This is a genomic window from Rouxiella sp. Mn2063 (assembly GCF_049319665.1).
GTDB lineage: Bacteria > Pseudomonadota > Gammaproteobacteria > Enterobacterales > Enterobacteriaceae > JBMOUD01.
Genome location: NZ_JBMOUD010000010.1, coordinates 33,884 through 59,139, shown reverse-complemented (window position 1 = coordinate 59,139; position 25,256 = coordinate 33,884). Strand labels below are relative to the sequence as shown.

Here is a 25,256-nt window from a genome sequence, read left to right as displayed (position 1 = left end):
TTTTCAACACCATCGGATCGCTTAATGCACGTCATGAAAGATATCGACGAATCTCGTATCAAATCGAGCTTGCTTTACCGATAGAGTGAGCTCATAGGAATAAAATACAAGTCGCTTAAGGTCATAGTCGGACGTATTGGAGGTCACGGGCCGCCTAATAATCCAAAGTCGAGGCGGATTTCCCTACCAGCACAAAATCAGCTTCAATAACCATAGAGACGCCAACACTAGCGAAGTGATTGTAATACCTCCTCCTACACGAGCAGTGATAATCCGCCACGTCGTCGGTGGTTGCCAGGCATCCTTTTGCACGAACACACCATCATTCCTCAATGGCTTCAGTGGCCGCGTGAAGAAGCTGCGCCACAGGCCGTTTTCGCCAATAAGTGCAGGCAAATACTGATCGTCAAAAAAGCTCGAATGCCCGTATTGCAGGTTACGAACATTCAAAACCTGCTGAGACATGTACCCGACTTTTCCACTAGGGCCCGTTCCGGGAATAGCCCAAACAGCAAAGGGAACAGCACCATCCTTTGCAGCTACATGATTCAAAACTGCCTCAACTCTTCCATCTCGAAAATGACATTTCCAATCAAAATCAGGTCGAATGATGCTACCAGCAGTAATTACTCGTCCAAATCTGAGATCAGCGAATTCAGGATCCTCTAAGACTAACGAGAACAAGCGAGTACCGAAACTGTGTGCAATCACGTCCGGGCAATCTGGCAGATTCGCGGCCCTAGCCCGTTCAGTGGCAATACGAATACGCCTCCCCAAACTCTTCGCCATCCGTCTATGCATACCCGGGAACAAGACTTCATACGTTGCCCAACCGTATTTGTAGATCAGCACTGGCGCGGAGTATTTAAGAAGGTTTGCTATCTCCCAACTGAACGCCTCTTGCCATGGAGCACGACTGTTCATCCCATGAATCACCACCATCCACCGAATGTCTCGACTATTCTCTCCGGTCATGCGAAAAAAATGTTCCGATGTAGGTGTAACACCCTCTTCGATGAAGGTCACCTTGCAGAATGGGCATGCACCCGGATCGACCCCACTAGGAAGTGTTTTACGGCAACCGCTCATTGGACAGGTGTAAGCCGTGAACTCGGTCGCGGAACCCGATGCCACAAGTTTGGTGAGAAATGCTGTCAGGTTAGCGATGTCGGGCTCGTTCAACTGGCGAGCAAGCTGGGCAGCCGAAAACTCAAGACCCTCACCAAGCTCCACCTTCCGGTTTAAGGCATCGCCCCATCGCTCCTGTGTTGAAGCATCATCAATAGTCACGTCGCGTTGTATCCCCATATTTGCTGGAGAATGATCAAGACATCATCGCGCTTACACTGTGCCCAAATCCGCAATTTCGCTTCAGTACCGAAAACCTCGATTGAGATATCTCGACTTGTACCGTGCTCATGAGCAACGAAATTGAGGATTCCCTGTGCCCTGTCGAACTGATCAGTGTTCACCGCCTGTAGCGCCATTCGTACAGGTGTAACTCCTTCAATACCCATCCCCGGTAGGGTAGAGGCCAGCTCCACGTAACCACTATCCAACTCAAACCGGGTCGACTGCACGCCATTGACTCTTTGCGCTGATGTCCGGATGGCTTGTGTAAGCGGCACCAGTTGCAGAGGTAGGCCGCCACATCCGAATTGCTCAAGCATCTCTTCTACAGCCTGAAAAACGTCGTTGTGCTCAATGTCTGGATTACGGTGGATCAGGACTAGGCAATACTCGTTACTAAACTGCCACTCAAACCGAATAACACTGCGGTCGAGGCGCTGCCTCCTAGCCTCGTATCGATATCGCTCAACCCCCTCTTCCTCCTCAAAATCCTTTAGCGGCCAACGATTCCAACCTTCTTTACCTTGGTGCCAAACCATCGACAAGCCATTTTCATTGACCGCAATCTGCTTTAGCTGCAGTTCATCAGGAAATTCAGCGCTGGCCGCTGCATCCTGAAGATGCGCAACGCGGCTTCGTGCAAAGCCACTCATCAGTTCTACAAAATCGGTCGCCGGTGCTGACATCACATATACGTACTGGTCACCCCACCCCTCGACCTCAGCCAACCACCTTTCAAGTCCAGTTTGAGTCAAACGTCCTTCGTCGATCGCATCATCCAGGTTCTGAGCGAACTCCTGCTTTGTACTGCCGATTCGGCTCCCGGTAGATCGCAATAGGTCTTTAATGAAAGTGTTGCCTTGGGCAACCACTACTCGTTTTACCAACTCCTTAAGCTGGGCAGCGGACAAGACCTCATTATGCATGTGTGTTCCTTTGATTTAGTCGAAAATCTGAAGGGAAGGCATAGCAGACTGTGCATGGCAAGTAGCCATCATACTGGATCCAAACCAGAAGGAAGCGGCGTTCCTGGCTTGTTGCCCTTGCTTCCCTATCCTCGATATTGCCAGATAAATACAACCCGCAATTACGCGGAATCAGAGAGAATTTAAAACTTTCACATTTAGGCTGTTGCCGTACGCAAGAACACTCTCACTCTAACATCAAAACATAAAAATCCATACAGAATAGAAAGTTATGACAAATATCAATTTTAAACCATGGGAAACACTGTGCTCATAAAACGATCAAGTAGTAGGGTATGCCTCTCTCGTGGTCAGAGCAGCTGATAGCTGCCTCTAGTTATATCCTCTTCATACGAATTACCATCACTAACAATCTCGGCCAGAATATCCGCAACTTAAAACTTATCCGCGCAGCAAACTCTGGCATTACCTCTGTTTGATCCTACCCGCGAATAGTGGACACACGACTAAGTGAGTAAACTCTCAAGTAAGAGGTGACTCATGACAAAACCAACATCAACCAGCAAAAAGCCCCGTAAGCAACATACGCCTGAATTTCGCAACGAAGCCCTGAAGCTTGCCGAACGCATTGGTGTGGCTGCCGCTGCTCGCGAACTCAGCCTCTATGAATCACAGCTTTATACCTGGCGCAGCAAGCTAAAGAATGCTCATTCATCTTCCGAACGTGAGCAGGAAATGTCTGTGGAAATTGCCCGACTTAAGCGGCAACTGGCTGAACGGGACGAAGAACTGGCCATTCTCCAAAAGGCCGCGACATACTTCGCCAAGCGCCTGAAATGAAGTATGTCTTCATCGAAAAACACCAGGCAGAGTTCAGTGTCAAAGCCATGTGCCGGGTACTACGGGTTGCACGCAGCGGCTGGTATGCCTGGCGTTTGCGTCGTCATCGACCAAGACCGCGTCTGCAATTTCGGTTTGTCTGCGATGAAGCTGTCCGTAAGGCATTCACAGAGGCAAAGCAGCGTTATGGTGCGCCTCGTCTTGCTGACGAACTGCCGGAATACAACATCAAAACCATTGCCGCCAGTCTTCGCCGTCAGGGACTGCGGGCGAAAGCGACTCGCAAGTTCAGTCCGGTCAGTTACCGTGAACACGGCTTGCTCGTGTCAGAGAACCTGCTGAAACAGGATTTTTACGCCAGTGTCCCGAACCAGAAGTGGGCCGGAGACATCATCTACTTGCGTACAGATGAGGGCTGGCTGTATCTGGCGGTGGTGATTGACCTGTGGTCGCGTGCCGTAATTGGCTGGTCGATGTCGCCGCGTATGACAGCACAGCTTGCCTGCGATGCGCTGCAAATGGCGCTGTGGCGGCGTAAGCGTCCGAAAAATGTCATTGTTCACACGGACCGTGGTAGTTAGTACTGTTCAGAGGATTATCAGCGCTTACTGAAACGCCATAACCTGCGCGGGAGCATGAGCGCCAAAGGCTGCTGTTATGACAATGCCTGTGTGGAAAGCTTCTTCCACTCGCTGAAAGTGGAATGTATCCACGGAGAACGCTTTGCCAGCCGGGAAATAATGCGAACGACGGTGTTTAATTATATCGAGTGTGATTACAATCGATGGCGTCGGCACAGTGCGTGCGGCGGTCTCAGCCCGGAACAATTTGAAAACCAGAATCTCGCTTAGGGTTGTGTCCACATTACGTGGGTAAGATCAAGCTGGCCTAACCTAGCCAGCTGGATTATCTACTTTCTGGCCTCTTTCAATCGCCCATCGATATACCAAGAGTACGATATCACGTGTATGCACAGCCGTTGCTGGAGCTCCTCTCCCCACTATTTTATCAGTGAGTGCTCGCAGGTCTTCATGAGTAATCTCGGCGAGCTTCTGATTGCCAAATTTTCCCTCTAACTCTCGGGCATAGACTGAGCGACGCATATCCCTAGTAGAGTCGGCCATCTGATAGCCACGTAGCCATTTCAAAGCCCAGGCACCAAAGGTTTCAGCATCTTTAGTTCTCGCCTTAGCACGTGCTTTCTCTTTGGCAGGAGACTTTCCATCAGTAACCATGTGCTTTGCTTCATTAAGCCTTTCACGCGCTTCTGCTAACGTGATTCCTCCAACTCCGTAGCGACCAAAGGTAATAGTTTCTTGCCTACCATTGATCGCGTAGTTATAGCGAAAAGAGATCGAACCTGCGGTGGTGCCGGCGACATAGAGGCCATCACGGTCATTTACTTTGTAAAGTTTTTCTTTGGGCTTGAGATTTCGTAACTTGGTATCTGTAAGCATGCATTGACCTATTAGTCTTCATTGATACCATGCTGAAAAACCTCTAAATAACTAGAGATTAATCTCTATAAAACATATAGATATAAAATCCTCATACCATGTCCCATTTAAAACACTCAGCATGGTATCGGGCGTAATCCATGGCATTGCCCATGAATCATACCCATCAAAATGCCACGGTCAAACCGTACTTGGCGTTGCCAGACATTGCCAAAAATGACGAGACTATAAACAAAAAAAGTCCGCAATTACGCGGACTTAAGTATGATTCAGTGCCTGTTAGTGCCAGACGTTTCCGGTTAGGAAATCACTCCCACTCAATGGTCGCCGGTGGCTTACCAGAGATGTCGTAAACAACGCGGGAGATGCCGTTGACTTCGTTGATGATGCGGTTGGAGACGCGGCCGAGGAAATCGTACGGCAGGTGTGCCCAATGCGCGGTCATGAAGTCGATGGTTTCTACTGCACGCAGGGAAACCACCCAGTCGTATTTACGGCCATCGCCCATTACACCAACGGAACGAACCGGCAGGAAGACGGTGAAGGCTTGGCTGACTTTGTTGTACAGGTCGGCTTTGTGCAGCTCTTCGATGAAGATAGCATCGGCGCGACGCAGCAGGTCGCAGTACTCTTTCTTCACTTCGCCCAGTACGCGCACGCCCAAACCTGGGCCTGGGAACGGGTGACGATACAGCATGTCGTATGGCAGGCCGAGTTCCAGACCGATTTTGCGTACTTCGTCTTTGAACAGCTCTTTGAGCGGCTCAACCAGACCCAGTTTCATCTCTTTCGGCAAGCCGCCCACGTTGTGGTGTGATTTGATCACATGCGCTTTACCGGTCGCTGATGCGGCAGATTCGATCACGTCAGGATAGATGGTGCCTTGTGCCAGCCATTTAACCTGCTCTTGCTTGCACGCTTCTTCGTCGAAGACTTCAACAAATACGCGACCGATGATTTTACGTTTAGCTTCTGGATCGTTCTCGCCAGCCAGCGCGGTCAGGAAGCGATCTTCTGCCGCTACGTGAACGATGTTCAGACCGAAACGATCGCCGAACATATCCAGAACCTGATCCGCTTCGTTAAGACGCAGCAGGCCGTTATCAACAAAGACGCAAGTTAAACGATTGCCAATGGCGCGGTGCAACAGCAGTGCGGTAACAGAAGAGTCAACGCCGCCGGACAGGCCGAGGATCACGTGATCATCGCCAATCTGCACGCGTAGGCGTTCAACCGCATCTTCGATGATCTTAGCTGGGGTCCACAGCGCTTCACATTGGCAGATGTCGATAACGAAACGCTTAAGCAGTTCCAGACCTTGGCGTGTGTGAGTCACTTCTGGGTGGAACTGTACGCCATAGAAGCGTTTTTCTTCGTTGGCCATAATGGCAAACGGGCAGCTTTCAGTGCTGGCAACGGTCACGAAATCAGACGGGATGGCAGTCACTTTGTCGCCGTGGCTCATCCACACGTCGAGCAGTGGTTTGTTGTCGGCGCTGAGTGCATCTTCGATGCCGCGAATCAGGGCGCTGTCGGTCTGCACTTCTACCTGCGCGTAACCGAATTCGCGTTCGTTAGAGCTTTCAACGTGGCCACCCAACTGCATTGCCATGGTTTGCATGCCGTAGCACACGCCAAATACTGGCACGCCAGCTTCGAAGACGTAATCCGGTGCGCGTGGGCTATCGGATTCGGTGGTGCTTTCCGGGCCGCCGGACAAGATGATGCCGTTCGGGTTGAATTCACGGATTTGAGCTTCGGTCACGTCCCAGGCCCAAAGTTCACAATACACACCCAGTTCACGCACGCGGCGGGCAACCAGCTGAGTATATTGGGAACCAAAGTCGAGGATCAGAATGCGGTGCTTATGAATATTTTCACTCATGAGGGGCGATTTTCCAGAAAGCGATAAAAAGTGTTAAAAAATAACTTAGTAACCCGGCGAACCGGGTTACAAATGGCTCAATCAAGGAGCTAGCTAAAGCGAGACAATGCAGTATCGCTAATGCGTAGCTGATCCTGTTTTATTAAGAGCCCATACGGTAGTTCGGCGACTCTTTAGTAATCGTCACATCATGCACGTGACTTTCCTGAATACCCGCGCCGCTGATACGAACAAATTCAGCCTTGGTGCGCAGGTCGTCGATAGTAGCACAACCGGTCAGCCCCATACATGAACGCAGGCCACCCATTTGTTGATGTACGATCTCTTTCAGGCGGCCTTTGTAAGCCACGCGCCCTTCGATACCTTCTGGCACCAGTTTGTCCGCCGCGTTGTCGCCTTGGAAATAACGGTCAGAAGAACCTTTGGACATCGCGCCCAGAGAACCCATGCCGCGGTAAGATTTGAAAGAACGACCTTGGTAGAGTTCGATCTCACCCGGTGATTCTTCGGTACCAGCCAGCATAGAACCAACCATTACGCAGCTTGCGCCTGCCGCAATCGCTTTCGCGATGTCGCCAGAGAAACGAATGCCGCCGTCAGCGATAACCGGAATACCTGTACCTTCCAGCGCTTCAACCGCGTCAGATACCGCAGTGATTTGTGGTACACCCACGCCGGTCACGATACGCGTGGTACAGATTGAGCCAGGGCCGATACCCACTTTCACTGCGCTCACGCCCGCTTCGACCAATGCCAAGGCACCGGAACCGGTTGCGACGTTACCGCCAATGATTTGCAGGTCTGGGTATTTTTCACGGGTAGCGCGAATACGTTGCAGAACGCCTTCAGAGTGGCCGTGTGAGGAGTCGATAAGCAATACGTCAACGCCCGCAGCAACCAACGCGTCGATACGCTCTTCGTTGCCAGCGCCCGCGCCAACCGCAGCGCCTACGCGCAGGCTGCCGTGTTCGTCTTTACAGGCGTTAGGTTTACGTTCTGCTTTTTGGAAGTCTTTAACGGTGATCATACCCAGCAGGTGGAACTGAGCATCAACAACCAGGGCTTTCTCAACGCGTTTTTCGTGCATTTTCTGCAAGACAACTTCGCGAGCTTCGCCTTCTTTAACGGTAACCAGACGATCTTTCGGCGTCATTACCGCTGTTACTGGTTGTTCTAAGTCGGTCACGAAGCGCACGTCACGACCGGTAATGATACCGACCAGTTCGTTCTCTTCAGTAACAACTGGGTAACCGGCAAAGCCGTTACGTTCAGTGATTTCTTTTACCTGACGCAGCGTGGTGGCTGGTGTCACGGTGATAGGATCGGCAACAACACCGCTTTCATGCTTCTTAACGCGGCGAACTTCTTCAGCCTGACGCTCAATAGACATGTTTTTGTGGATGAAACCAATACCGCCTTCCTGCGCCAAGGCAATAGCCAGATTTGCTTCAGTGACGGTATCCATCGCAGCAGAAAGCATTGGGATATTTAAACGGATTTTAGCAGTCAGTTGCGTGCCAAGATCTGCCGTGTTAGGCAAGACTGTAGAGTGAGCTGGAACAAGGAGAACGTCGTCGAACGTTAGTGCTTCTTTTTTGATACGTAGCATGGGCAATATCTCACCAAGGTGGATGCGGAAAGGATAAAATATTGCAGACGGAGTATACAGGTCTGGGGCCTTTTGCTCTAGCATTATTTGCGAATTACGCAAAAAACTCTTGAAATGCTCTGTTGCGCATGTAGTATCGACCAATTAAGTCTCTGTTATTGAATTTGATCTGGATCACATGCCGCTACCTTCTTCGCCTCCTATTTTTACCGTAAGCCGCCTTAATCAGACGGTTCGACAGTTGCTGGAGAACGAAATGGGCCAGGTCTGGCTTTCAGGTGAGATCTCAAACTTCTCGCAGCCCTCTTCCGGTCACTGGTATTTCACCTTAAAAGACGATCGTGCGCAGGTTCGTTGCGCTATGTTCCGCAATACCAATCGCCGCACTACCTTTCGCCCGCAAAATGGCCAGCAAGTATTAGTACGCGCGACGATTACTTTATATGAGCCACGCGGCGACTATCAGCTGATAGCTGAAAGCATGCAGGAAGCCGGTGATGGGTTATTGCAGCAGAAGTTTGAGCAGCTTAAACAGCTGTTAGCGACAGAGGGATTATTTGACGCCGCGCATAAACAGCCGCTGCCCTCGCCGGCCAAATCCGTTGGGGTGATTACCTCCGCCACCGGCGCGGCGCTGCACGATGTGTTGAATGTATTAAAACGGCGTGACCCGTCTTTACCTGTGATTATCTATCCGACGGCAGTACAAGGTGTCGATGCGCCGCTGCAAATCGTCCGCGCCATTGAACTGGCGAATAGTCGTCAGGAAGTCGATGTGTTAATCGTCGGGCGTGGCGGCGGTTCGCTGGAAGATTTATGGAGCTTTAACGACGAGCGGGTTGCGCGGGCTATCTTTGCCAGTCGCATTCCAATTGTCAGCGCCGTCGGCCATGAAACCGATGTCACTATTGCCGATTTTGTTGCCGATTTGCGAGCACCTACGCCATCGGCCGCCGCAGAGTTGATTAGTCGCAATCAGTTGGAGTTGTTGCGCCAGATCCAATCCCAACAGCAGCGTCTGGAAATGGCGATGGATTATTATCTTGCGCAACTCACCCAGCGCTTCACCCGTTTACATCATCGTCTGCAACAGCAACATCCGCATTTGCGGTTGGCTCGTCAGCAAACGGCGCTCTTCAAACTGCGCCGCAAACTCGATGAAGCAATGCAAAATCAGCTCAGAATCAGTTTACGCCGGGTAGATAGAGCGCAGCAGCGTCTGAACCAGCAACAGCCTCAGCCGCGCATTCACCGTGCGCAACAACGGGTACAACAGCTGCAATATCGCTTACAGCAAGCGTTATCTCAGCAGCTCTCTGCCAGCCGCCAACGTTTTGGCACCGCTTGCACGCAGTTGGAGGCGGTCAGTCCACTGGCAACGCTGGCGCGAGGTTACAGCGTGACCACCACGCCAACCGGCACATTATTGAAAAAAACCACGCAGGTTGCCGCTGGTGAACAGCTTAAGACGCGTTTAGCCGATGGCTGGGTTGAAAGCCAGGTAACGGCAATTGTTGTCGATAAAGAAACGGCAAGCGCCAAGAAAAGCGTCAAAAAACCGCGTAATAACGCGTGATCTCTCTCAATTAACTCATACTGGCTGATAGCTAAACTGTACTGATTTTTTAGAAATCAGCCCATGTCCGTGCTGGCAAAAATAATCCACCGCACCACAGGCTTTGAGAATTTGCAGCGGCTGCTGACATTGAGGACATTGTGCCTGCTGTTGGTAATCGCTATTGCAAGGCTGACAGTGATAGTGCTCAGCTTGATAGTCCATGGCTTTGTGGCACTGCGGGCAAAGGGCTTCCATTATTTCCCCCGAACAATTCAATTTATTAATAGCAGATATAAAACGAGGCGCATTTTCATGCACCTCGCGAGATTAACGATTAACGCTGCCGAGCCTTATTTGCTCTTTTTCAGGTGCGACATTAAGCGCTTACGCTTACGCATCTGGTTTGGCGTCAAGGTGTTACGCTTGCCTTCAAACGGGTTAGCGCCCTCTTTGAACTGGATACGGATTGGCGTACCCATGATTTCCAGCGAACGGCGGAAATAGTTCATCAGGTAGCGTTTATAGGAATCAGACAAGTCTTTCACCTGATTACCATGGATCACCACGATTGGCGGGTTATATCCTCCGGCATGCGCATATTTCAGTTTCACGCGACGACCGTTCACCAATGGTGGCTGATGGTCATCAGCAGCCATTTGCATGATACGGGTCAGCAACGCGGTACCTACACGCTTAGTCGCACAGGTATAGGCTTCGTTAACCGATTCAAACAGGTTACCTACACCGCTGCCGTGTAAAGCAGAGATAAAGTGGATGCGAGCGAAATCAATGAAGCCCAGACGCAGGTCCAGCATGTCTTTCACCTGGTCACGTGCTTCCTGGGTCATGCCATCCCATTTGTTGACCACGATCACCAGTGAGCGACCACTATTGAGAATAAAGCCCAACAGTGACAAGTCTTGATCGGAGATACCTTCACGCGCATCGATAACTAACATCACCACGTTAGCATCTTCAATCGCTTGCAAGGTTTTGATTACCGAGAATTTCTCAACGGTTTCAGTGATCTTACCGCGCTTACGCACGCCCGCGGTGTCGATCAGCACGTATTCACGCTCGTCACGCACCATCGGGATATAAATACTGTCACGCGTGGTACCTGGCATGTCGTAAACCACCACACGATCTTCGCCAAGAATACGGTTAGTTAGCGTTGACTTACCTACGTTTGGACGACCAACGATTGCCAGTTTGATTGGCAAAGTAGACGGGTCGAAATCCTCTTCCACATCGTCAGGAATCGCATCGTCATCTGCCGCGCCTTCCTGCTCTGCCCAATAGGCGGCGTTGGCTTCTTCTTCGCTCAGTTCGACTTCTTCTGGCTTCTCACCAACGAAAGGAATCAGCACATGTTCAATCAGTTGCGTCACGCCACGGCCGTGAGAAGCCGCGATAGGGTAAACATCACCTAACCCTAACGAATAAAAATCAGCGGTAGCAGAATCGGCGTCTAAACCATCGGTTTTGTTAGCGACCAGGAAGGTGGCTTTTTCGCGGCTACGCAAGTGCTGAGCAATGCCCTGATCGGCAGGCATCACGCCGGCGCGAGCATCGACCATGAACAGGACGATATCCGCCTCTTCGATAGCCAACAGCGACTGTCCGGCCATGCGGGTTTCTACGCCGTCTTCGGTACCATCAATACCACCGGTATCAACGATAATGAATTCGTTGCCTTCAATTTCGGCACGACCATACTTGCGGTCACGCGTTAGCCCCGGGAAATCCGCCACTAACGCATCACGCGTCTTGGTCAAACGGTTAAATAAGGTGGATTTACCCACATTCGGGCGCCCAACTAGCGCGACGACAGGTATCATTTTGAAGCCTCTTGTTTTAAAGCTATCCCCTGCGTCCTGCGAGATACATGGATGTTATCCGCATCGCGAAACCGCCTGGGTATAGAACTACAATAAAATTTATTATAATCAATTCATTACAGCGATATTAAGTGCATTAAAAATCGCTATTTTTATAATACGAAACGGCCCCTGAGCAATTCAGGAGCCGTTTTAAGGCCATCTATTGGCCGGGCGATAGAGCCTTAACTCAACGAGTAAAGGAGTAAACCTCACCGCCTTTCGCCTGCACAACCAGCTTATCGCTTGCCACAACAGGTGCGCTCAGGAAACCTGAACTGTCCACTTTTTGCTGGGCAACGAAACGGCCGTCGTCAGTATTAATCCAGTGCAGATAACCTTCCGCATCACCGACAACCAGATAGCCATTATATAGCACTGGCGCGGTCAGATTACGGTGCAGCAATTCGCTTTGACGCCACAGGCTTACGCCACCGTCAGTATTAAGCGCAATCACGCGGTCGTCTTGGTCAACCACATAAATGTGGTCAGCATCAACGATGATGTTGCTGACTGAGCCAATATCACGTTTCCACATAATTTGACCAGAACGCAAGTCCATCGCCACCAGATTACCGTTATAAGCGATGGCATACACCACGCCGTTAACAATAACAGGGGTAGTATCAACATCGCTCAGACGGTCGATTTCAGTCGCGCCGCTTGGCTGAGAAATACGTTGTTGCCAGATAACCTGGCCTTCTTTCATCATCACAGCGCTAACGCGGCCGTTGTCGCCACCAACAATGGCGGCACCAAATGCAGTAGCAGGCGCTGACTCACCGCGCAGTGACAAGTTTGGCATATCCAGGTTAGCAGACCACTGAATGCTACCGTCAGTCTCGCTCAGCGCTTGCAGCAGGCCATTACCGGTATGTATCAGCACCAAGCCATCGCTGATGACAGGACGAGAGATGGCTTCACCGCCAACGTTAGTCTGCCAGGCAATTTTACCGTCTTCAGTATTGAGCGCATAAACAATGGCTTTCTCACTGCCGATATAAGCATGAGTACCAGATACCGCAATACCACCGGACAGTGCGGCAGAAATACGGCTAGAGAAGAAACCTGGATTAGTAGAGAGGTTAACTTCCCACTTCGTTTTACCATTGCTGGCATCTAATGCTTTCACTACACCGAAGCGGTCAGCAGCGAAGATGGTGCCATCTTGCCAAGCCGGATGTAAGTGAGAGTAGTAATCACCCACGCCATCGCCGACAGAAGTGCTCCACACTTTGGTTGGTGTGAACTGGTTTTCAACCTTAGGCAGCGGAGACATTTTAACAACGTCTTCTTCGCTATTAAATAAAGAACAACCACTCAGCAGGGCAACTGAAACCCATCCTACCAAGAGTGTTTTGCGCAATTGCATCGGGAGTCCCCTTAGCTGGATAAGTTATTCAATTTCATACGCAACAAAGATTGCAGCGTTTGATCAGGGTTGGCAGCGAGACCTTTGCTGTAAGCATCCGAGGCGCCTTTAGTATCGCCTTTAGCTAGCAGCGCGTCACCACGCACGCTTTGTTGCATTGCAGTCCAGCCAGAGCCTTTTACGTTGTCTAACGTTTTCAGAGCCTGGTCGAGCTGGTTTTCCTGAATTTGCACGCGTGCTAAACGGAAATTAACCAGTGACAGTAGGTTTTCGTCCTTAGTCTGGCTCAGCGCTTGCGTCAGTTGCTTATCCGCGTTGGCAAAATCTTTGGCATCAATAAAATGATCGGCCAATTGCAGGGCCGCAAAAACGCCATAGTTGTTGTTATTACTTTGGGCAAACTTTTCCAGCTCGCTGATATTTTGCGTTTTGCCATCACCGGCAGCCATCGCATTGGTCGCCTGCTGGAATGACGCTGAAGCTTCAGCCATAGCTTTGTCCTGATGGCTCTGCCAATAACGCCAGCCACCTAAGGCAATAATACCCAGCACAACACCAACGGCTAACGCTTTACCGTTTTCAGCAAAGAAGCGGCGGAGTACATCAACCTGTTCATTTTCAGTGGTATAGACTTCCACGTGGTCCTTCTCCTTAACCTAACATCGAGGCCAGACGCCCAGCTAACTCGCTTTGCGCCAGCGTTTCTTGCTCACCACTTTGCAGATTTTTTACCACAACCTGCTGAGCTGCAACTTCGTCTTCGCCCAATACCAGCGCGATACGTGCGCCCCATTTGTCGGCGCGAGCGAACTGTTTCTTAAAGTTGCCGCCGCCATAGTTAGTCATCACTTTCAGCTCTGGCAGTGCATCACGCAGAGTTTCAGCAAGATTCATTGCAGCACTTTGTGTGCCAGCACCGGAAGATATTACGTAAGCATCTACGGTCGCCGGTGCTTTGAAATCTGGGTTCACAGCCTGAACCAACAGAACTAAACGCTCAAGTCCCATGGCAAAACCAACCGCTGGCGTTGCGCGTCCGCCGAGCTGCTCAACCAAACCGTCGTAACGTCCACCGGCACACACGGTACCTTGTGCACCAAGGCTAGTGGTTACCCACTCGAAAACGGTGCGGTTGTAGTAATCCAAACCGCGTACTAAGCGCTGATTAACGGTATATGGGATACCTGCCAGGCGTAAAAGTTCACACAGGCCATCAAAGTGTTGACGAGAATCTTCATCCAGATAATCGCCTAACGCTGGCGCATCGTTGAGCAATGCCTGAACCTGTGCGTTTTTGGAGTCCAATACGCGCAGTGGATTAGTATACATGCGACGTTTGCAGTCTTCGTCCAGCTGGTCTTGGTGTTGCTCAAGGAAAGTCACCAGCGCATCGCGGTAATTCGCACGCGCTTCTAAAGAACCGATAGAGTTCAGTTCCAGAGAGACGTGCTCAGAAATACCCAGCGCACGCCACCAGCGGGCGGTCAGCAGGATAAGCTCAGCATCGATATCCGGGCCTTGCAGGCCAAAAACTTCCAGACCCAGTTGGTGGAACTGACGATAGCGACCTTTTTGCGGGCGCTCATAGCGGAACATCGGACCGATATACCACAAACGCTGTTCTTGATTGTACAGCAGACCATGCTCGATACCGGCGCGCACGCAGCCAGCAGTACCTTCAGGGCGCAGCGTCAGGCTTTCACCGTTGCGGTCTTCAAAGGTATACATCTCTTTTTCAACGACGTCGGTGACTTCACCAATCGCGCGTTTAAATAACGGGGTCTGTTCTACAATCGGCAGACGGATTTCGTTATAGCCGTAGCTGCCAAGCACTTGCTTAAGTGTTCCTTCAATACGCTGCCACAGAGCAGTGTCTTGAGGAAGATAGTCGTTCATGCCGCGAATGGCTTGGATATTATTTGCCACGTCAATTCTCTATCGTTTTTATAAAATGAACCCGATTATAGGGGCTTTGTATCCTGAGGTTCAATGCGGATACTTATGTAGTAACGGCGAGGTGCATCAACCTGTGCGCCCCGCCGTTACAGGCAGACTGTGATTCAGCCTGCTCTGGCGATTATTTTTCGAGATGATTAATAACGATACGCTTACTTTCATCCATAACCGACGCTTTAGCGCGGATCCTGGCTTCGAGTTGGTCGATCATTTTCTCGTTATCGAAACGATCGCGCTGGCGTACGCCATCTTCGTAAAAACCACTCTTGTTATGGCCGCCAGTGACGCCAATGGTCGAAACCAATGCTTCGCCAGGTCCGTTGACCACACAGCCGATGATCGACACATCCATTGGCGTGATCAAATCTTCCAAGCGTTGCTCCAGCGCATTCACCGTACCGATAACGTCAAACTCCTGACGAGAACAGGTCGGACAGGCGATGAAGTTGATACCACGGGAACGGATACGCAGTGATTTGAGAATATCAAAGCCAACTTTGACTTCTTCCACCGGGTCAGCCGCCAACGAAATACGCAGCGTGTCGCCAATACCTTCAGACAACAACATACCTAAACCGATCGCCGATTTAACCGAGCCGCTACGCATGCCACCGGCTTCGGTGATCCCAAGGTGTAACGGTTGATCGATTCGAGCAGCTAGCAGGCGATAAGATTGTACCGCGAGGAAAACGTCGGAAGCTTTAACGCTGACTTTAAATTGATCGAAGTTAAGACGATCGAGAATATCAACGTGACGCATCGCAGATTCAAGCAGCGCTTCTGGCGTAGGTTCGCCGTACTTCTCTTGGATATCTTTTTCCAGAGAGCCGCCATTTACCCCGATACGAATAGGAATATTTTTATCCCGGGCACAATCCACGACAGAGCGGATACGGGATTCATTACCGATATTGCCTGGGTTAATACGCAAGCAATCAACGCCGTACTCTGCTACCTGCAACGCAATGCGGTAGTCAAAGTGAATATCGGCGACCAATGGCACGTTAACCTGCTGTTTAATCAGCTTAAAGGCTTCCGCCGCATCCATGGTTGGAACAGAAACGCGCACGATATCAACGCCAACGCGTTCCATGGCTTTAATTTGTGCAACGGTTGCCGCAACATCGGTGGTTCGTGTGTTGGTCATCGATTGCACAGCAATAGGTGCACCGTCGCCGATAGGAACCTTGCCAACATTAATACGGGTTGATTTGCGACGAATGATAGGTGATGGGCTATGCATTATGACTCCCCCTTGTTGCCAATATCACAAACCCGTTGGTCTCATAACGGGAAGCTATGAAACCAACAGGTTCTATTAAGACAGCCAGATTATTCGGCAGCCAACGTAAGACGGGCAACACGGCTTGATTTTACAAAACGACTCAAGTCAACCGGCTTCCCTTGATATTGAATCTCAACTGCAGCTGGTGCACCAATCTTCAATTTATAAGGGGCCTTACCTTTCACATTCAGAGATTCTCCACCTTTCTTCAAACCGCTGAATAATGTCTTGCCATTTGCATCATCAATCTGCAGCCAACAATCAGCCTTAAAGGTGATCGCGACAGCATCTGCATCGACGTTTGCCGCCGTAGTTTGTGCGTCGCCAGTTGGCAAGCCTGAAGATGCTGCTGCGTCATTTGCCGCCGGCTGGCTGGTAGAAACCGCCGCCGGAGCCTGGTTTTGTGCCGGGCTGGCAGATGAAGTGTCAACAGGAGCAGAATTAGCTGCTGCCGTGTTTTCAGATGATTGCGCTGGTGAAGATGCCGGTGCCGCCGTACCTTGGGTTTCAGGGTTCAACGCCACTGAGGTTCCTGCCTGACCGGAAGTATTGGTCGTAGCAGTACCTGCCGCTGGCGCAACAGCACCGTTATTCAAGGATATTGGCTGGCCTTGCGAGGCGTCCTGATTCAGTTGAGCAGTTGACTGATCCGCCATATTAGCGATTTCAGCCTGCTGAGCCTGATGATTCTGCCACCACCACGCGCCTGTCAGACCTAACACGACAAGTACAATCACCCACGTAAAGCCCATCAGCCAGCCATCGCGCTTTTTACGCGATTTAGCCAGTGAAAAACCTTGCATGGAGGCAACTTTCGGTACTTTTATTGGCGCTTGCTTGCCAATAATCGCCGACAATTCGTCTTCAGAAATATGCACTAACTTGGCATACGAGCGCAGATAACCACGCAAGAAAGTCGGTGCCAGATCGGCAGGCGTACTTTCTTCTTCAATTTGACGGATAGTGGAAAGTTTCAGGCAAAGACGTTCTGCCACAGCCTGCTGGCTGAGTCCCAACTGTTCACGCGCTTGACGCAGGCGTTGGCCTGCGGTCATTTTAGTACTATTTTCTTGATTGGCTTCAGTATTCATTAGCTAAGAACTGCTGGTACTGTTGGGATTGTGGAAAACTTCGCGCCAGCTGCTTACCGTAACGCTGAACGCGGTCGGTATTGCCTGCTAACGCGGCGAATCGAATCTGTAGCATAAGACTTTCAGCACTTGCTGGCAGTACATGCTGGTAAACATCGAGTAAAAGTTGCGCCTCAGTGCGGTTGCCAGACTTATAGCGTCTGTCAGCCTCGATGAGCAGCCCCGCACCTTTGTCTGGATCATTTTTCAATGCCCGACTCAGAAGCTTGCGCGCCTCATCATTTTGATTAGCCTTCAGGAAACAGTAACCTGCATTTTCCAGACTATCAGCAACCTGACCGTAATCAGGTACACTGGCAGCTGCGCTAAACCGCTGTTGTGCCGGTACATACTGCCCTAAACTACACAAAAACGCACCGTAATTATTTAGGACGGTTCCATTTTGAGGCGCAAGCTTCAATGCCTGTTGATAGTGGCTTTCCGCGGCGGTGTTATTGCTGTTCTTTTGTTCGTAAAGTGCCATCCCTAATTGCGTACGATAATCATTCGGCGCAGCGTCTAACGCTTTTTGTAAATTATCTTTCGCAGCAGGCATATTACCTTGCGACAAATAAGCAATCCCTAACTGCAGACGGGTTTGTCCCGCCTGCTGCTGTTGGGTATCAGGAGTCGGTTTAGAGCCGGAACATCCAAACAAAAGACACAATGTGATACCCAGTACTGCACTACTCTTCCACCGCTTGTGTTTCGCCATGCTCAATTCCAATTCCCTTTATTTTGATATCACGGCACAAATGGCGTGATATCAACCAGACATCAGACGGCTTTTATCTCGATAGCTTCACCCGCCATTTTCTTTTTCAGCGTGCGTTTGGTGCGGTCAATAACATCGCCGGCCAACTGACCACAGGCGGCATCGATATCATCGCCACGGGTTTTACGAACAATAGTCGTAAAACCGTATTCCATCAATACCTTGGAGAAACGATCGATGCGGCTATTGGAGCTGCGGCCATAAGGCGCACCAGGGAACGGGTTCCAAGGGATCAGGTTTATCTTGCACGGCGTGTTTTTCAACAGCTCTGCCAGTTCATGCGCATGTTCAGTGCCATCATTGATATGGTCGAGCATCACATACTCAATTGTCACTCGGCCCTGATTAGCATTAGATTTACCGATGTAGCGCTCTACTGCAGCCAGGAAGGTTGCAATATTGTATTTACGGTTGATGGGTACGATGTCATCACGAATAGTGTCGTTTGGCGCATGAAGAGAAATCGCCAGCGCGACGTCAATCATATCGCCTAGTTTATCCAATGCTGGAACCACACCAGAAGTAGACAAGGTCACACGACGTTTGGACAAACCAAAACCGAAATCATCGAGCATGATTTCCATCGCAGGCACGACGTTGTTCAGGTTCAGTAACGGCTCGCCCATGCCCATCATCACCACGTTGGTGATAGGACGTTGGCCGGTCACTTTCGCGGCACCGATAATTTTCGCTGCACGCCAAACCTGGCCAATAATCTCTGATACACGCAGGTTACGGTTAAAGCCCTGCTGCGCCGTAGAACAGAATTTACATTCCAATGCACAGCCGACCTGGGAAGAGACACACAGGGTCGCGCGATCGCCATCTGGGATATAAACCGTCTCGACCTGCTGGTCACCGACTTTGATAGCCCACTTAATGGTGCCATCAGCTGAGCGCTGCTCTTCTGCCACTTCCGGGGCACGAATTTCAGCCATCCGCGCCAGCTTTTCTCGCAGCGTTTTATTGATATCGGTCATCTGCTCGAAATCATCGCTGCAATAATGGTACATCCACTTCATGACCTGATCGGCACGGAAAGGTTTTTCCCCCATGCTGATGAAAAACTCACGCATTTGTTTGCGGTTCAGGTCAAGAAGGTTAATTTTTTCGCGTGCGGGTGCCGCAGTAACCACTGCATTCACCGGCTCGGCGACAGATTGGGAGATATTCTCAGACAAATTTTGCTCGGGCGTGTTTGATTCAAACATAATTAAGATTGGCCTCGTTGTTACACTTTATGGCGCGAATGAAGTGCGGAGCATTGATGCTGGCCGCAATATGTTGCGCCCCGAAGAGTCTGACTCATTCGGGGCGCAACATTGTACAAATTCTAGAGCTGGGTTGCTACGGCTTAGAGGCAATTACGACAATTTTATTGTTGCAATGCGCGAAGCCTCGAAACATCCCACCGCTAAAATATTAACGCGGGCAGATTTCGCTTTCATTGAAGAAATAAGCGATTTCACGCTGAGCAGATTCTACTGCATCAGAACCGTGAACGGCGTTAGCAGTGAAGCTATCCGCGTAGTCAGCACGCAGAGTACCAGCCAACGCGTTGTCTGGGTTAGTTGCACCCATGATGTCGCGGTTACGCTGTACTGCGTTTTCAGCTTCCAGAACCTGAACCACGATTGGGCCAGAAGTCATGAACTCAACCAGACCGTCAAAGAAAGGACGGCCTTTGTGTTCTGCATAGAAGCCTTCAGCTTGTTCTTTGGTCAGCTTCAGCATTTTAGATGCGATGATTTTGAAGCCAGCGCGTTCGAAACGTGCATAGATAGCACCGATGTCGTTGTTAGCAACTGCGTTTGGCTTGATGATAGAAAAAGTACGTTCGATAGTCATAAAAACCTCAGTATCGGTAGGGTTTGCTGCCTAAGTAACCACATAAAATGTCGCCTTAAGCTAGCCGTAAATGGCGCCGATTATAGGTGGCGAAATAACGCTTGCCTACAGGAATAACCACATTTAATTAAAAAAACCTGTCGCTGATGACAAAAACCTATCGCCAGATTGGCGCGTATTATTTCAGACCATGATGTCGGCATGATTAAAATAGCGCTGAGAAATAAAAGAGCGCCCTATTATTAGGGCGAGTCTTTATCAAGAAATAGACGCGGAAGGAATAATATTACGCAGCCAGCTTCCCCATTTACGCTGGTAAAAAGGTTGAGTGTGGCTAATAAGATAATGGCTAATACCACGCTCTTTTTCGTTCACAATACAGAAATCAACCGGCAAGTCATCTGGCGAGGTTTCGCTAGCAACATTGCCCGCCTCACGGATCAAAGCATCTATTTCTGCCTCGCTGCCATCAGCTTCTACACCGACTAATAAATTAGGCTGCTCATCGACGGCTTTATCATGGATAAGCGCTAAGAAAGCACGGCGAACGGGCTTTTTCTGGCTAAATAAAGTGGTCAATGCATCAACCATCGCCGATGGATATTCTTCTGGCTGACCAATTAACAGTTGGCTCTCAGCATCTAATACCAGTTCTGCTGGCGCATTCAGGCCACCGGTATTGAGCAGCATGGTAATTTCGCTCGGATACAGTTCTTTGCCGTACTCTGATTTCGGGTTCAGAAATAACTCTTCGCCTTGAGTCATTTCAAATAAAACCCGCGCGGGTAAAGCCACAAAGCCTTGTTGATCCGGACTTTCTCCGGCTGCCGCACGTTCGAGTACTTCAAGAGAAGAGAAAAAAGGAATGATCGAGCTACCATCCTGCTTTTCCCAATGCAGCAAGTTCAGCTCGCTACCTGCGGTGATCTCTTCTGAAACCACATCATCCTGCTGACCTGCATCACCTAAAACAAACACGGTTGCTTCAAGTAAAGTCTGATAAAACGCCGGACGATAGGCGGCTTCAGTCACAGAAAGACGCAGCAGACGTTCAAGTTCGTTTTCATCGTTAGCAGGGGTTGTCGCGGTAATATCATGCGGCACGCTTATGTTCCTCTCTATCGCAGATAAGCAGATAAATAGACGGGGCACTTTTCAGTGCCCCGCTAATCCCCATCATCCTTTAAGATGCAGGGATGTTGGCTGCATCTTAAGGTTTATTGGGTATAAATTATTTAGCTTTCGCCAACAGCAGATTAGCAACTGCACGAACACCAAGACCGGTCGCGCCAGCAGACCATTGGTCAGCGGCACTTTTACGGTAAGTTGCAGAACAGTCGATGTGCAACCAGCCCTTTTTGTACTCTTTCACGAAGTGAGACAAGAAGGCTGCTGCGGTACTTGCACCGGCAGTATTGGCAGGAGCGGCAATGTTGTTCAACTCCGCAAAGTTCGATGGCAAATGACTGCGGTGGAACTCAGCCAACGGCAGACGCCAGAACGGTTCGTTCTCAGCGGCAGCACTTGCCAGCAAATCAGCAGCCAGCGCGTCATCAAAGCTAAACAGCGCGTGGTAATCGTTACCCAGCGCAGTTTTCGCCGCACCGGTTAAGGTTGCCGCATCAATCAGCAGTTCAGGGTTCTGCTCAGAAGCATCGATCAGGCCATCAGCCAGCACCAAACGCCCTTCTGCATCGGTGTTCATCACTTCAACGGTTTTGCCATTGCGATAGTGAATGATATCACCGAGTTTCAGTGCGTTGCCGCTCACCATGTTATCCGCGCAGCACAGGTAAAGTTTGACACGCTTGTTCAAACCACCAGCGATAGCCAGAGCCAATGCACCGGTCAAGGTCGCCGCACCGCCCATATCTGCTTTCATTGAGTCCATAGAGGCACTTGGTTTCAGGCTGTAGCCACCGGTATCAAAGGTGATCCCTTTACCTACCAGACAGGCGTATACCGGCGCTTCTGCATCGCCAGTCGGGTTGTAATCCAGCGCTAATAGAACCGGCGGACGGTCAGAACCACGGCCAACAGTGTGCAGGCCCATGTATTTCTGCTCACGCAGATCTTCACCCTTAGTAATACGGTAGCTGATCGCATCACCATGTTCACACAGCAAATCAACGGCACGACGCGCCAGTTTCTCAGGGCTGAGATCTTCTGCTGGCAGGTTAATGGTATCGCGTACCCAATCGATAATGGTCAAACGTTGTTGTAGCTTTTTGCTATCCGCTTCAGACAGTTCAGCCCACTCGACGCTTCGTGCGCCTTTCGGCCCACGGAAACCTTGCCAAAATGCCCAGCTGTTTTCTAAATCCCAGTGCTCGCCGGCCAGCTTCACTTTTTTGATCCCTTGCCCGTCGATACGACGCGCAGCGCGGGAAATTGCGGCCAGTTTGTCACTGGTAGGGAGATGGATAGTCATCCCTTCGGTCGTCGTACTTAACAGTGCTTTCTCACCCCAGCGCGCATCAGCTGGCTCGGTGGATAATAGGACAGACATCACATCGGTAGTCATGCACAACACTCCTGATTATTCTTTATTTCAATGATTCGCGGAGGAAATCTCGCGCAGGCGACTGATTGATTTAGCGATCAGCGCAATACTGTAGTCGATCTCTTCTTCGGTGGTGTAACGCCCTAGGGAGAAACGAATCGAACTGAGAGCCAGCTCGTGATCCACTCCCAATGCCTTTAATACATATGAAGGTTCCAGACTCGCAGACGTACAAGCCGAGCCGCTGGAAACCGCCAAATCTTTTAATGTCATAATCAGCGATTCGCTATCAACATGCGCAAAGCTGACGTTGAGAATATTTGGTGCGCCCAATTCGATAGAGCCATTAAGCTGCACATCATCTATTTGCTTAATACCATTCCACAGGCGGGAACGCAGCTGGCGCAGTTTATCAGATTCCGCCTGCATCTCTTGTTTCGCAATGCGATAAGCTTCACCCATGCCGACAATTTGATGTACCGGCAAGGTACCAGAGCGCATACCGCGTTCGTGACCACCGCCATGAATCTGCGCGTCAATATGCACACGCGGATTACGTCGGACATACAACGCACCAATGCCTTTCGGGCCGTATACCTTATGCGCAGAGAAAGACATCAAATCAACGTTTATCTGGCTGACATCAACCGGGACTTTGCCAACGCTTTGGGTGGCATCGACGTGGAAAATAATATCGCGCTGGCGGCAGAGTTCACCGATAGCGGCTATATCTTGGATAATACCAATCTCATTATTGACGTGCATGATGGACACCAAAATCGTGTCATCACGCAATGCCGCGGTCAGTTGCTCTAGAGTAACCAACCCATTGGATTGCGGCTGGAGATAGGTGACCTCGAAACCTTCTTTCTCTAACTGAGCGCAGGTATCAAGCACCGCTTTATGCTCGGTCAGACTCGTGACGATATGACGGCCTTTGTGTTGATTCTTCGTCGCCGCGCCTTTAATCGCCAGATTGTCCGATTCGGTTGCGCCCGAGGTAAACACGATTTCGCGTGGATCGGCAGCAATCAAATCGGCAATCTGGTTACGCGCAACGTCAACCGCTTCTTCGGCCAACCAGCCAAAACGGTGAGAACGCGAGGCTGGATTACCAAAGGTGCCATCCATCGTCAGGCATTGCACCATTTTCTCTGCAACGCGAGGATCAACAGGCGTTGTAGCAGAATAATCCAAGTATATCGGCAATTTCATGAGGGTTGTGCTCCGTACATCTGTATAGCTTAGTTATACAATCCGCGACAGTGTAAAACGCCTTGCCAGGCAGTTTAAAGAGAAATAATGGTCCCCCGCCCGGCAGGAGATTTACTGGATACAAAAAGGGCTGCTTAAGTAAGCAGCCCCCTCTCTAATTTCGGTCAATCTGCGGCAGTAAATTACGCGCGCAGATTCACATTAATGGTTTCCTGAATGCGACCATTTGGCGCGCGACGCAGTTCACCATCCTGACGGTCGGCTACTTCCAGCACTTCTTGGTTGTTCACCAGTTCAGCCAAGGTAATGTTATTCAAGAAACCGCTAATACGCTCACTCAGATCACGCCACAGGGTGTGAGTCAGGCAACGCTCGCCACCTTGACAACCTTCTTTACCCTGACAGCGCGTTGCATCAACAGATTCGTCAACAGCAGTAATCACTTCGCCTACCGCGATTTGAGCAGAGTCTTTACCCAGCAGGTAACCGCCGCCTGGGCCACGAACGCTGGCAACCAAGCCATTTTTGCGCAGACGAGAGAACAATTGTTCCAGATACGAAAGCGAGATGCCCTGACGTTCAGAAATATCGGCTAAAGGCACCGGGCCTTCCTGTGAATGCAGCGCTACATCAAGCATAGCAGTAACAGCATAACGGCCTTTGGATGTCAGTCTCATAGCATTAGTACCTGTTGTAAATTCGAAGGAGGTAAATCATGGAAACGAGTCTGCCATTCCCGAGTGTTTCAGTCAACTATTTAACTGAGTAAATCAGTCAAGTATTTAACCAAGTATTTCACTCAAGTATTACCCCTGTTCACAAGCAGGTTTTTAGTCGGTCGCCATTAAGATGTAACACATTGAATTTAAATCAATAATGGCGACGACTTTGTCGGTTTTTTCTACTCTTTCGATTTTTCGTTCTTTTCAATCGAGGTCAAAATACCGCGTAAAATATTTAATTCGTGGGATTCTGGACGCGTCCGAGTGAACATTCTGCGAATTTTGCTCATCACCTGACCGGGGTGAGATTTGCGGATAAAGCCGATATCCAGCAACACATGTTCCATGTGTTGATAAAAACGTTCTAAGTCATCAACCAGCGGATAAGGTGTTTCAGCATATTCAATTTGTGGCTTAGCCGCTTCTAATTGCGCCAGCCAGGCAACGCGAACTTCATAAGCAATGATCTGTACCGCCATGGCCAGGTTCAGCGAGCTATATTCCGGGTTAGCAGGAATACAAACGTGGTAATTACACTTTTGTAGCTCTTCATTAGTTAGTCCCACGCGCTCACGGCCAAACACTAATGCCACAGGCGTACTGAGCGCTGTGCGGGCACTGTGTTCACCACATTCACGAGGCTCAAGCATCGGCCAAGGCAAGGTGCGGGAACGGGCACTGGTACCAATTACCAGGCTACAGCCAGCAATCGCTTCATCGAGCGTATCGACAATCGTCGCATTACCAATGACGTCGCTGGCACCAGCAGAAAGAGAAATCGCCTGAGAATCAGGTTTGACGAGCGGATTAACCAGATAAAGGTTAGTTAATCCCATGGTTTTCATAGCACGGGCGGTTGAGCCCATATTCCCGGTGTGAGAGGTTTCAACCAGGACAATGCGGATATTCTGTAGCATACAAACTCTGAGCGTTGCGGAAAATCGC

The 25,256-nt window shown here is 50.2% G+C and carries 20 protein-coding genes and 2 pseudogenes; 2 read left to right on the top strand and 20 right to left on the bottom strand.

All coding sequences use genetic code 11. The features are described 5' to 3' along the window. Positions 1-183: 183 nt before the first annotated feature. Both ACL9RG_RS15260 and ACL9RG_RS15255 read right to left on the bottom strand, forming a co-directional pair. Positions 184-1,290 carry a hypothetical protein gene (locus tag ACL9RG_RS15260; RefSeq protein ID WP_422793475.1) on the bottom strand — a complete coding sequence of 369 codons (1,107 nt, stop codon included), beginning with the start codon at positions 1,288-1,290 and terminating at the stop codon, positions 184-186. After that, on the bottom strand, positions 1,287-2,276 hold the full coding sequence (locus ACL9RG_RS15255) for a hypothetical protein (RefSeq protein WP_422793474.1): 990 nt from the start codon (positions 2,274-2,276) through the stop codon (positions 1,287-1,289). The genes ACL9RG_RS15260 and ACL9RG_RS15255 overlap by 4 nt, the downstream gene beginning before the upstream one ends. A 540-nt stretch (positions 2,277-2,816) precedes the next feature. Between ACL9RG_RS15255 and ACL9RG_RS15250 the strand changes: the two are divergent. Beyond that, positions 2,817-3,967, top strand: a pseudogene (locus tag ACL9RG_RS15250) (IS3 family transposase). Positions 3,968-4,015: 48 nt separating this feature from the next. On the opposite strand, the pseudogene ACL9RG_RS15245 reads toward ACL9RG_RS15250, so the two are convergent. From ACL9RG_RS15245 to guaB, 3 genes and pseudogenes are all read right to left on the bottom strand, one after another. Further along, a pseudogene (locus tag ACL9RG_RS15245) lies at positions 4,016-4,573 on the bottom strand (tyrosine-type recombinase/integrase); the annotation flags it as partial. A 307-nt stretch (positions 4,574-4,880) separates the two neighbouring features. Then, a complete protein-coding gene (gene guaA / locus ACL9RG_RS15240) occupies positions 4,881-6,458 on the bottom strand; it encodes a glutamine-hydrolyzing GMP synthase (RefSeq protein ID WP_422793473.1) in 1,578 nt (525 codons plus the stop codon). A 142-nt stretch (positions 6,459-6,600) separates the two neighbouring features. Then, on the bottom strand, positions 6,601-8,067 hold the full coding sequence (guaB, locus tag ACL9RG_RS15235) for an IMP dehydrogenase (RefSeq protein WP_422793472.1): 1,467 nt from the start codon (positions 8,065-8,067) through the stop codon (positions 6,601-6,603). A gap of 178 nt (positions 8,068-8,245) precedes the next feature. Between guaB and xseA the strand changes: the two genes are divergently transcribed. Continuing rightward, positions 8,246-9,643 carry an exodeoxyribonuclease VII large subunit gene (gene xseA / locus ACL9RG_RS15230; protein ID WP_422793471.1) on the top strand — a complete coding sequence of 466 codons (1,398 nt, stop codon included), beginning with the start codon at positions 8,246-8,248 and terminating at the stop codon, positions 9,641-9,643. 15 nt (positions 9,644-9,658) lie between these two features. Here the strand turns inward: xseA and ACL9RG_RS15225 are convergent, their stop codons facing one another. The 15 genes from ACL9RG_RS15225 to trmJ form a co-directional block, all read right to left on the bottom strand. Then, the gene (locus ACL9RG_RS15225; RefSeq protein WP_422793470.1) at positions 9,659-9,880 is read right to left on the bottom strand and encodes a zinc ribbon domain-containing protein; all 222 of its coding nucleotides are present in this window, start codon (positions 9,878-9,880) and stop codon (positions 9,659-9,661) included. Positions 9,881-9,975: 95 nt separating this feature from the next. Further along, positions 9,976-11,466 (bottom strand): ribosome biogenesis GTPase Der, encoded by a 1,491-nt coding sequence (gene der / locus ACL9RG_RS15220; protein ID WP_422793469.1) that lies wholly within the window; start codon positions 11,464-11,466, stop codon positions 9,976-9,978. 229 nt (positions 11,467-11,695) lie between these two features. Further along, positions 11,696-12,877 carry an outer membrane protein assembly factor BamB gene (bamB, locus tag ACL9RG_RS15215; protein WP_422793468.1) on the bottom strand — a complete coding sequence of 394 codons (1,182 nt, stop codon included), beginning with the start codon at positions 12,875-12,877 and terminating at the stop codon, positions 11,696-11,698. An 11-nt stretch (positions 12,878-12,888) separates the two neighbouring features. Next, positions 12,889-13,515 (bottom strand): YfgM family protein, encoded by a 627-nt coding sequence (locus ACL9RG_RS15210; RefSeq protein ID WP_422793467.1) that lies wholly within the window; start codon positions 13,513-13,515, stop codon positions 12,889-12,891. A 13-nt stretch (positions 13,516-13,528) separates the two neighbouring features. After that, positions 13,529-14,803: a histidine--tRNA ligase gene (gene hisS / locus ACL9RG_RS15205; protein ID WP_422793466.1), complete on the bottom strand. Its 1,275-nt coding sequence runs from the start codon at positions 14,801-14,803 to the stop codon at positions 13,529-13,531. 151 nt (positions 14,804-14,954) lie between these two features. After that, positions 14,955-16,076, bottom strand: a complete 1,122-nt coding sequence (ispG, locus tag ACL9RG_RS15200) for a flavodoxin-dependent (E)-4-hydroxy-3-methylbut-2-enyl-diphosphate synthase (RefSeq protein ID WP_422793465.1) — start codon at positions 16,074-16,076, stop codon at positions 14,955-14,957. A gap of 89 nt (positions 16,077-16,165) precedes the next feature. Then, positions 16,166-17,209 (bottom strand): cytoskeleton protein RodZ, encoded by a 1,044-nt coding sequence (gene rodZ / locus ACL9RG_RS15195; protein WP_422793464.1) that lies wholly within the window; start codon positions 17,207-17,209, stop codon positions 16,166-16,168. Continuing rightward, on the bottom strand, positions 17,199-17,963 hold the full coding sequence (pilW, locus tag ACL9RG_RS15190) for a type IV pilus biogenesis/stability protein PilW (RefSeq protein ID WP_422793463.1): 765 nt from the start codon (positions 17,961-17,963) through the stop codon (positions 17,199-17,201). The genes rodZ and pilW overlap by 11 nt, the downstream gene beginning before the upstream one ends. A 62-nt stretch (positions 17,964-18,025) precedes the next feature. Beyond that, positions 18,026-19,234 (bottom strand): bifunctional tRNA (adenosine(37)-C2)-methyltransferase TrmG/ribosomal RNA large subunit methyltransferase RlmN, encoded by a 1,209-nt coding sequence (locus ACL9RG_RS15185; protein WP_422793462.1) that lies wholly within the window; start codon positions 19,232-19,234, stop codon positions 18,026-18,028. Between the two features lie 211 nt (positions 19,235-19,445). Beyond that, complete coding sequence (gene ndk / locus ACL9RG_RS15180) at positions 19,446-19,871, bottom strand: nucleoside-diphosphate kinase (RefSeq protein ID WP_422793461.1); 426 nt, start codon at positions 19,869-19,871, stop codon at positions 19,446-19,448. Positions 19,872-20,129: 258 nt separating this feature from the next. Beyond that, positions 20,130-20,981 carry an enhanced serine sensitivity protein SseB gene (sseB, locus tag ACL9RG_RS15175; RefSeq protein WP_422793578.1) on the bottom strand — a complete coding sequence of 284 codons (852 nt, stop codon included), beginning with the start codon at positions 20,979-20,981 and terminating at the stop codon, positions 20,130-20,132. A 121-nt stretch (positions 20,982-21,102) separates the two neighbouring features. After that, on the bottom strand, positions 21,103-22,395 hold the full coding sequence (gene pepB, locus ACL9RG_RS15170) for an aminopeptidase PepB (protein WP_422793460.1): 1,293 nt from the start codon (positions 22,393-22,395) through the stop codon (positions 21,103-21,105). 27 nt (positions 22,396-22,422) lie between these two features. Next, on the bottom strand, positions 22,423-23,589 hold the full coding sequence (locus tag ACL9RG_RS15165; RefSeq protein WP_422793459.1) for an IscS subfamily cysteine desulfurase: 1,167 nt from the start codon (positions 23,587-23,589) through the stop codon (positions 22,423-22,425). Between the two features lie 182 nt (positions 23,590-23,771). Continuing rightward, a complete protein-coding gene (gene iscR, locus ACL9RG_RS15160) occupies positions 23,772-24,266 on the bottom strand; it encodes a Fe-S cluster assembly transcriptional regulator IscR (protein ID WP_422793458.1) in 495 nt (164 codons plus the stop codon). Between the two features lie 224 nt (positions 24,267-24,490). Further along, entirely contained in the window at positions 24,491-25,228 is a 738-nt protein-coding gene (gene trmJ / locus ACL9RG_RS15155; RefSeq protein ID WP_422793457.1) for a tRNA (cytosine(32)/uridine(32)-2'-O)-methyltransferase TrmJ, read from the bottom strand. Positions 25,229-25,256 lie beyond the last annotated feature (28 nt).

Bases quoted from the DNA above. Each gene is read 5' to 3' on its own strand.
- ACL9RG_RS15255 (WP_422793474.1), bottom strand. From the start codon at position 2,276: ATGCATAATGAGGTCTTGTCCGCTGCCCAGCTTAAGGAGTTGGTAAAA.
- guaA (WP_422793473.1), bottom strand. From the start codon at position 6,458: ATGAGTGAAAATATTCATAAGCACCGCATTCTGATCCTCGACTTTGGT.
- guaB (WP_422793472.1), bottom strand. From the start codon at position 8,067: ATGCTACGTATCAAAAAAGAAGCACTAACGTTCGACGACGTTCTCCTT.
- xseA (WP_422793471.1), top strand. From the start codon at position 8,246: ATGCCGCTACCTTCTTCGCCTCCTATTTTTACCGTAAGCCGCCTTAAT.
- ACL9RG_RS15225 (WP_422793470.1), bottom strand. From the start codon at position 9,880: ATGGAAGCCCTTTGCCCGCAGTGCCACAAAGCCATGGACTATCAAGCT.
- der (WP_422793469.1), bottom strand. From the start codon at position 11,466: ATGATACCTGTCGTCGCGCTAGTTGGGCGCCCGAATGTGGGTAAATCC.
- bamB (WP_422793468.1), bottom strand. From the start codon at position 12,877: ATGCAATTGCGCAAAACACTCTTGGTAGGATGGGTTTCAGTTGCCCTG.
- ispG (WP_422793465.1), bottom strand. From the start codon at position 16,076: ATGCATAGCCCATCACCTATCATTCGTCGCAAATCAACCCGTATTAAT.
- rodZ (WP_422793464.1), bottom strand. From the start codon at position 17,209: ATGAATACTGAAGCCAATCAAGAAAATAGTACTAAAATGACCGCAGGC.
- pilW (WP_422793463.1), bottom strand. From the start codon at position 17,963: ATGGCGAAACACAAGCGGTGGAAGAGTAGTGCAGTACTGGGTATCACA.
- ACL9RG_RS15185 (WP_422793462.1), bottom strand. From the start codon at position 19,234: ATGTTTGAATCAAACACGCCCGAGCAAAATTTGTCTGAGAATATCTCC.
- ndk (WP_422793461.1), bottom strand. From the start codon at position 19,871: ATGACTATCGAACGTACTTTTTCTATCATCAAGCCAAACGCAGTTGCT.
- pepB (WP_422793460.1), bottom strand. From the start codon at position 22,395: ATGACTACCGATGTGATGTCTGTCCTATTATCCACCGAGCCAGCTGAT.
- ACL9RG_RS15165 (WP_422793459.1), bottom strand. From the start codon at position 23,589: ATGAAATTGCCGATATACTTGGATTATTCTGCTACAACGCCTGTTGAT.
- iscR (WP_422793458.1), bottom strand. From the start codon at position 24,266: ATGAGACTGACATCCAAAGGCCGTTATGCTGTTACTGCTATGCTTGAT.
- trmJ (WP_422793457.1), bottom strand. From the start codon at position 25,228: ATGCTACAGAATATCCGCATTGTCCTGGTTGAAACCTCTCACACCGGG.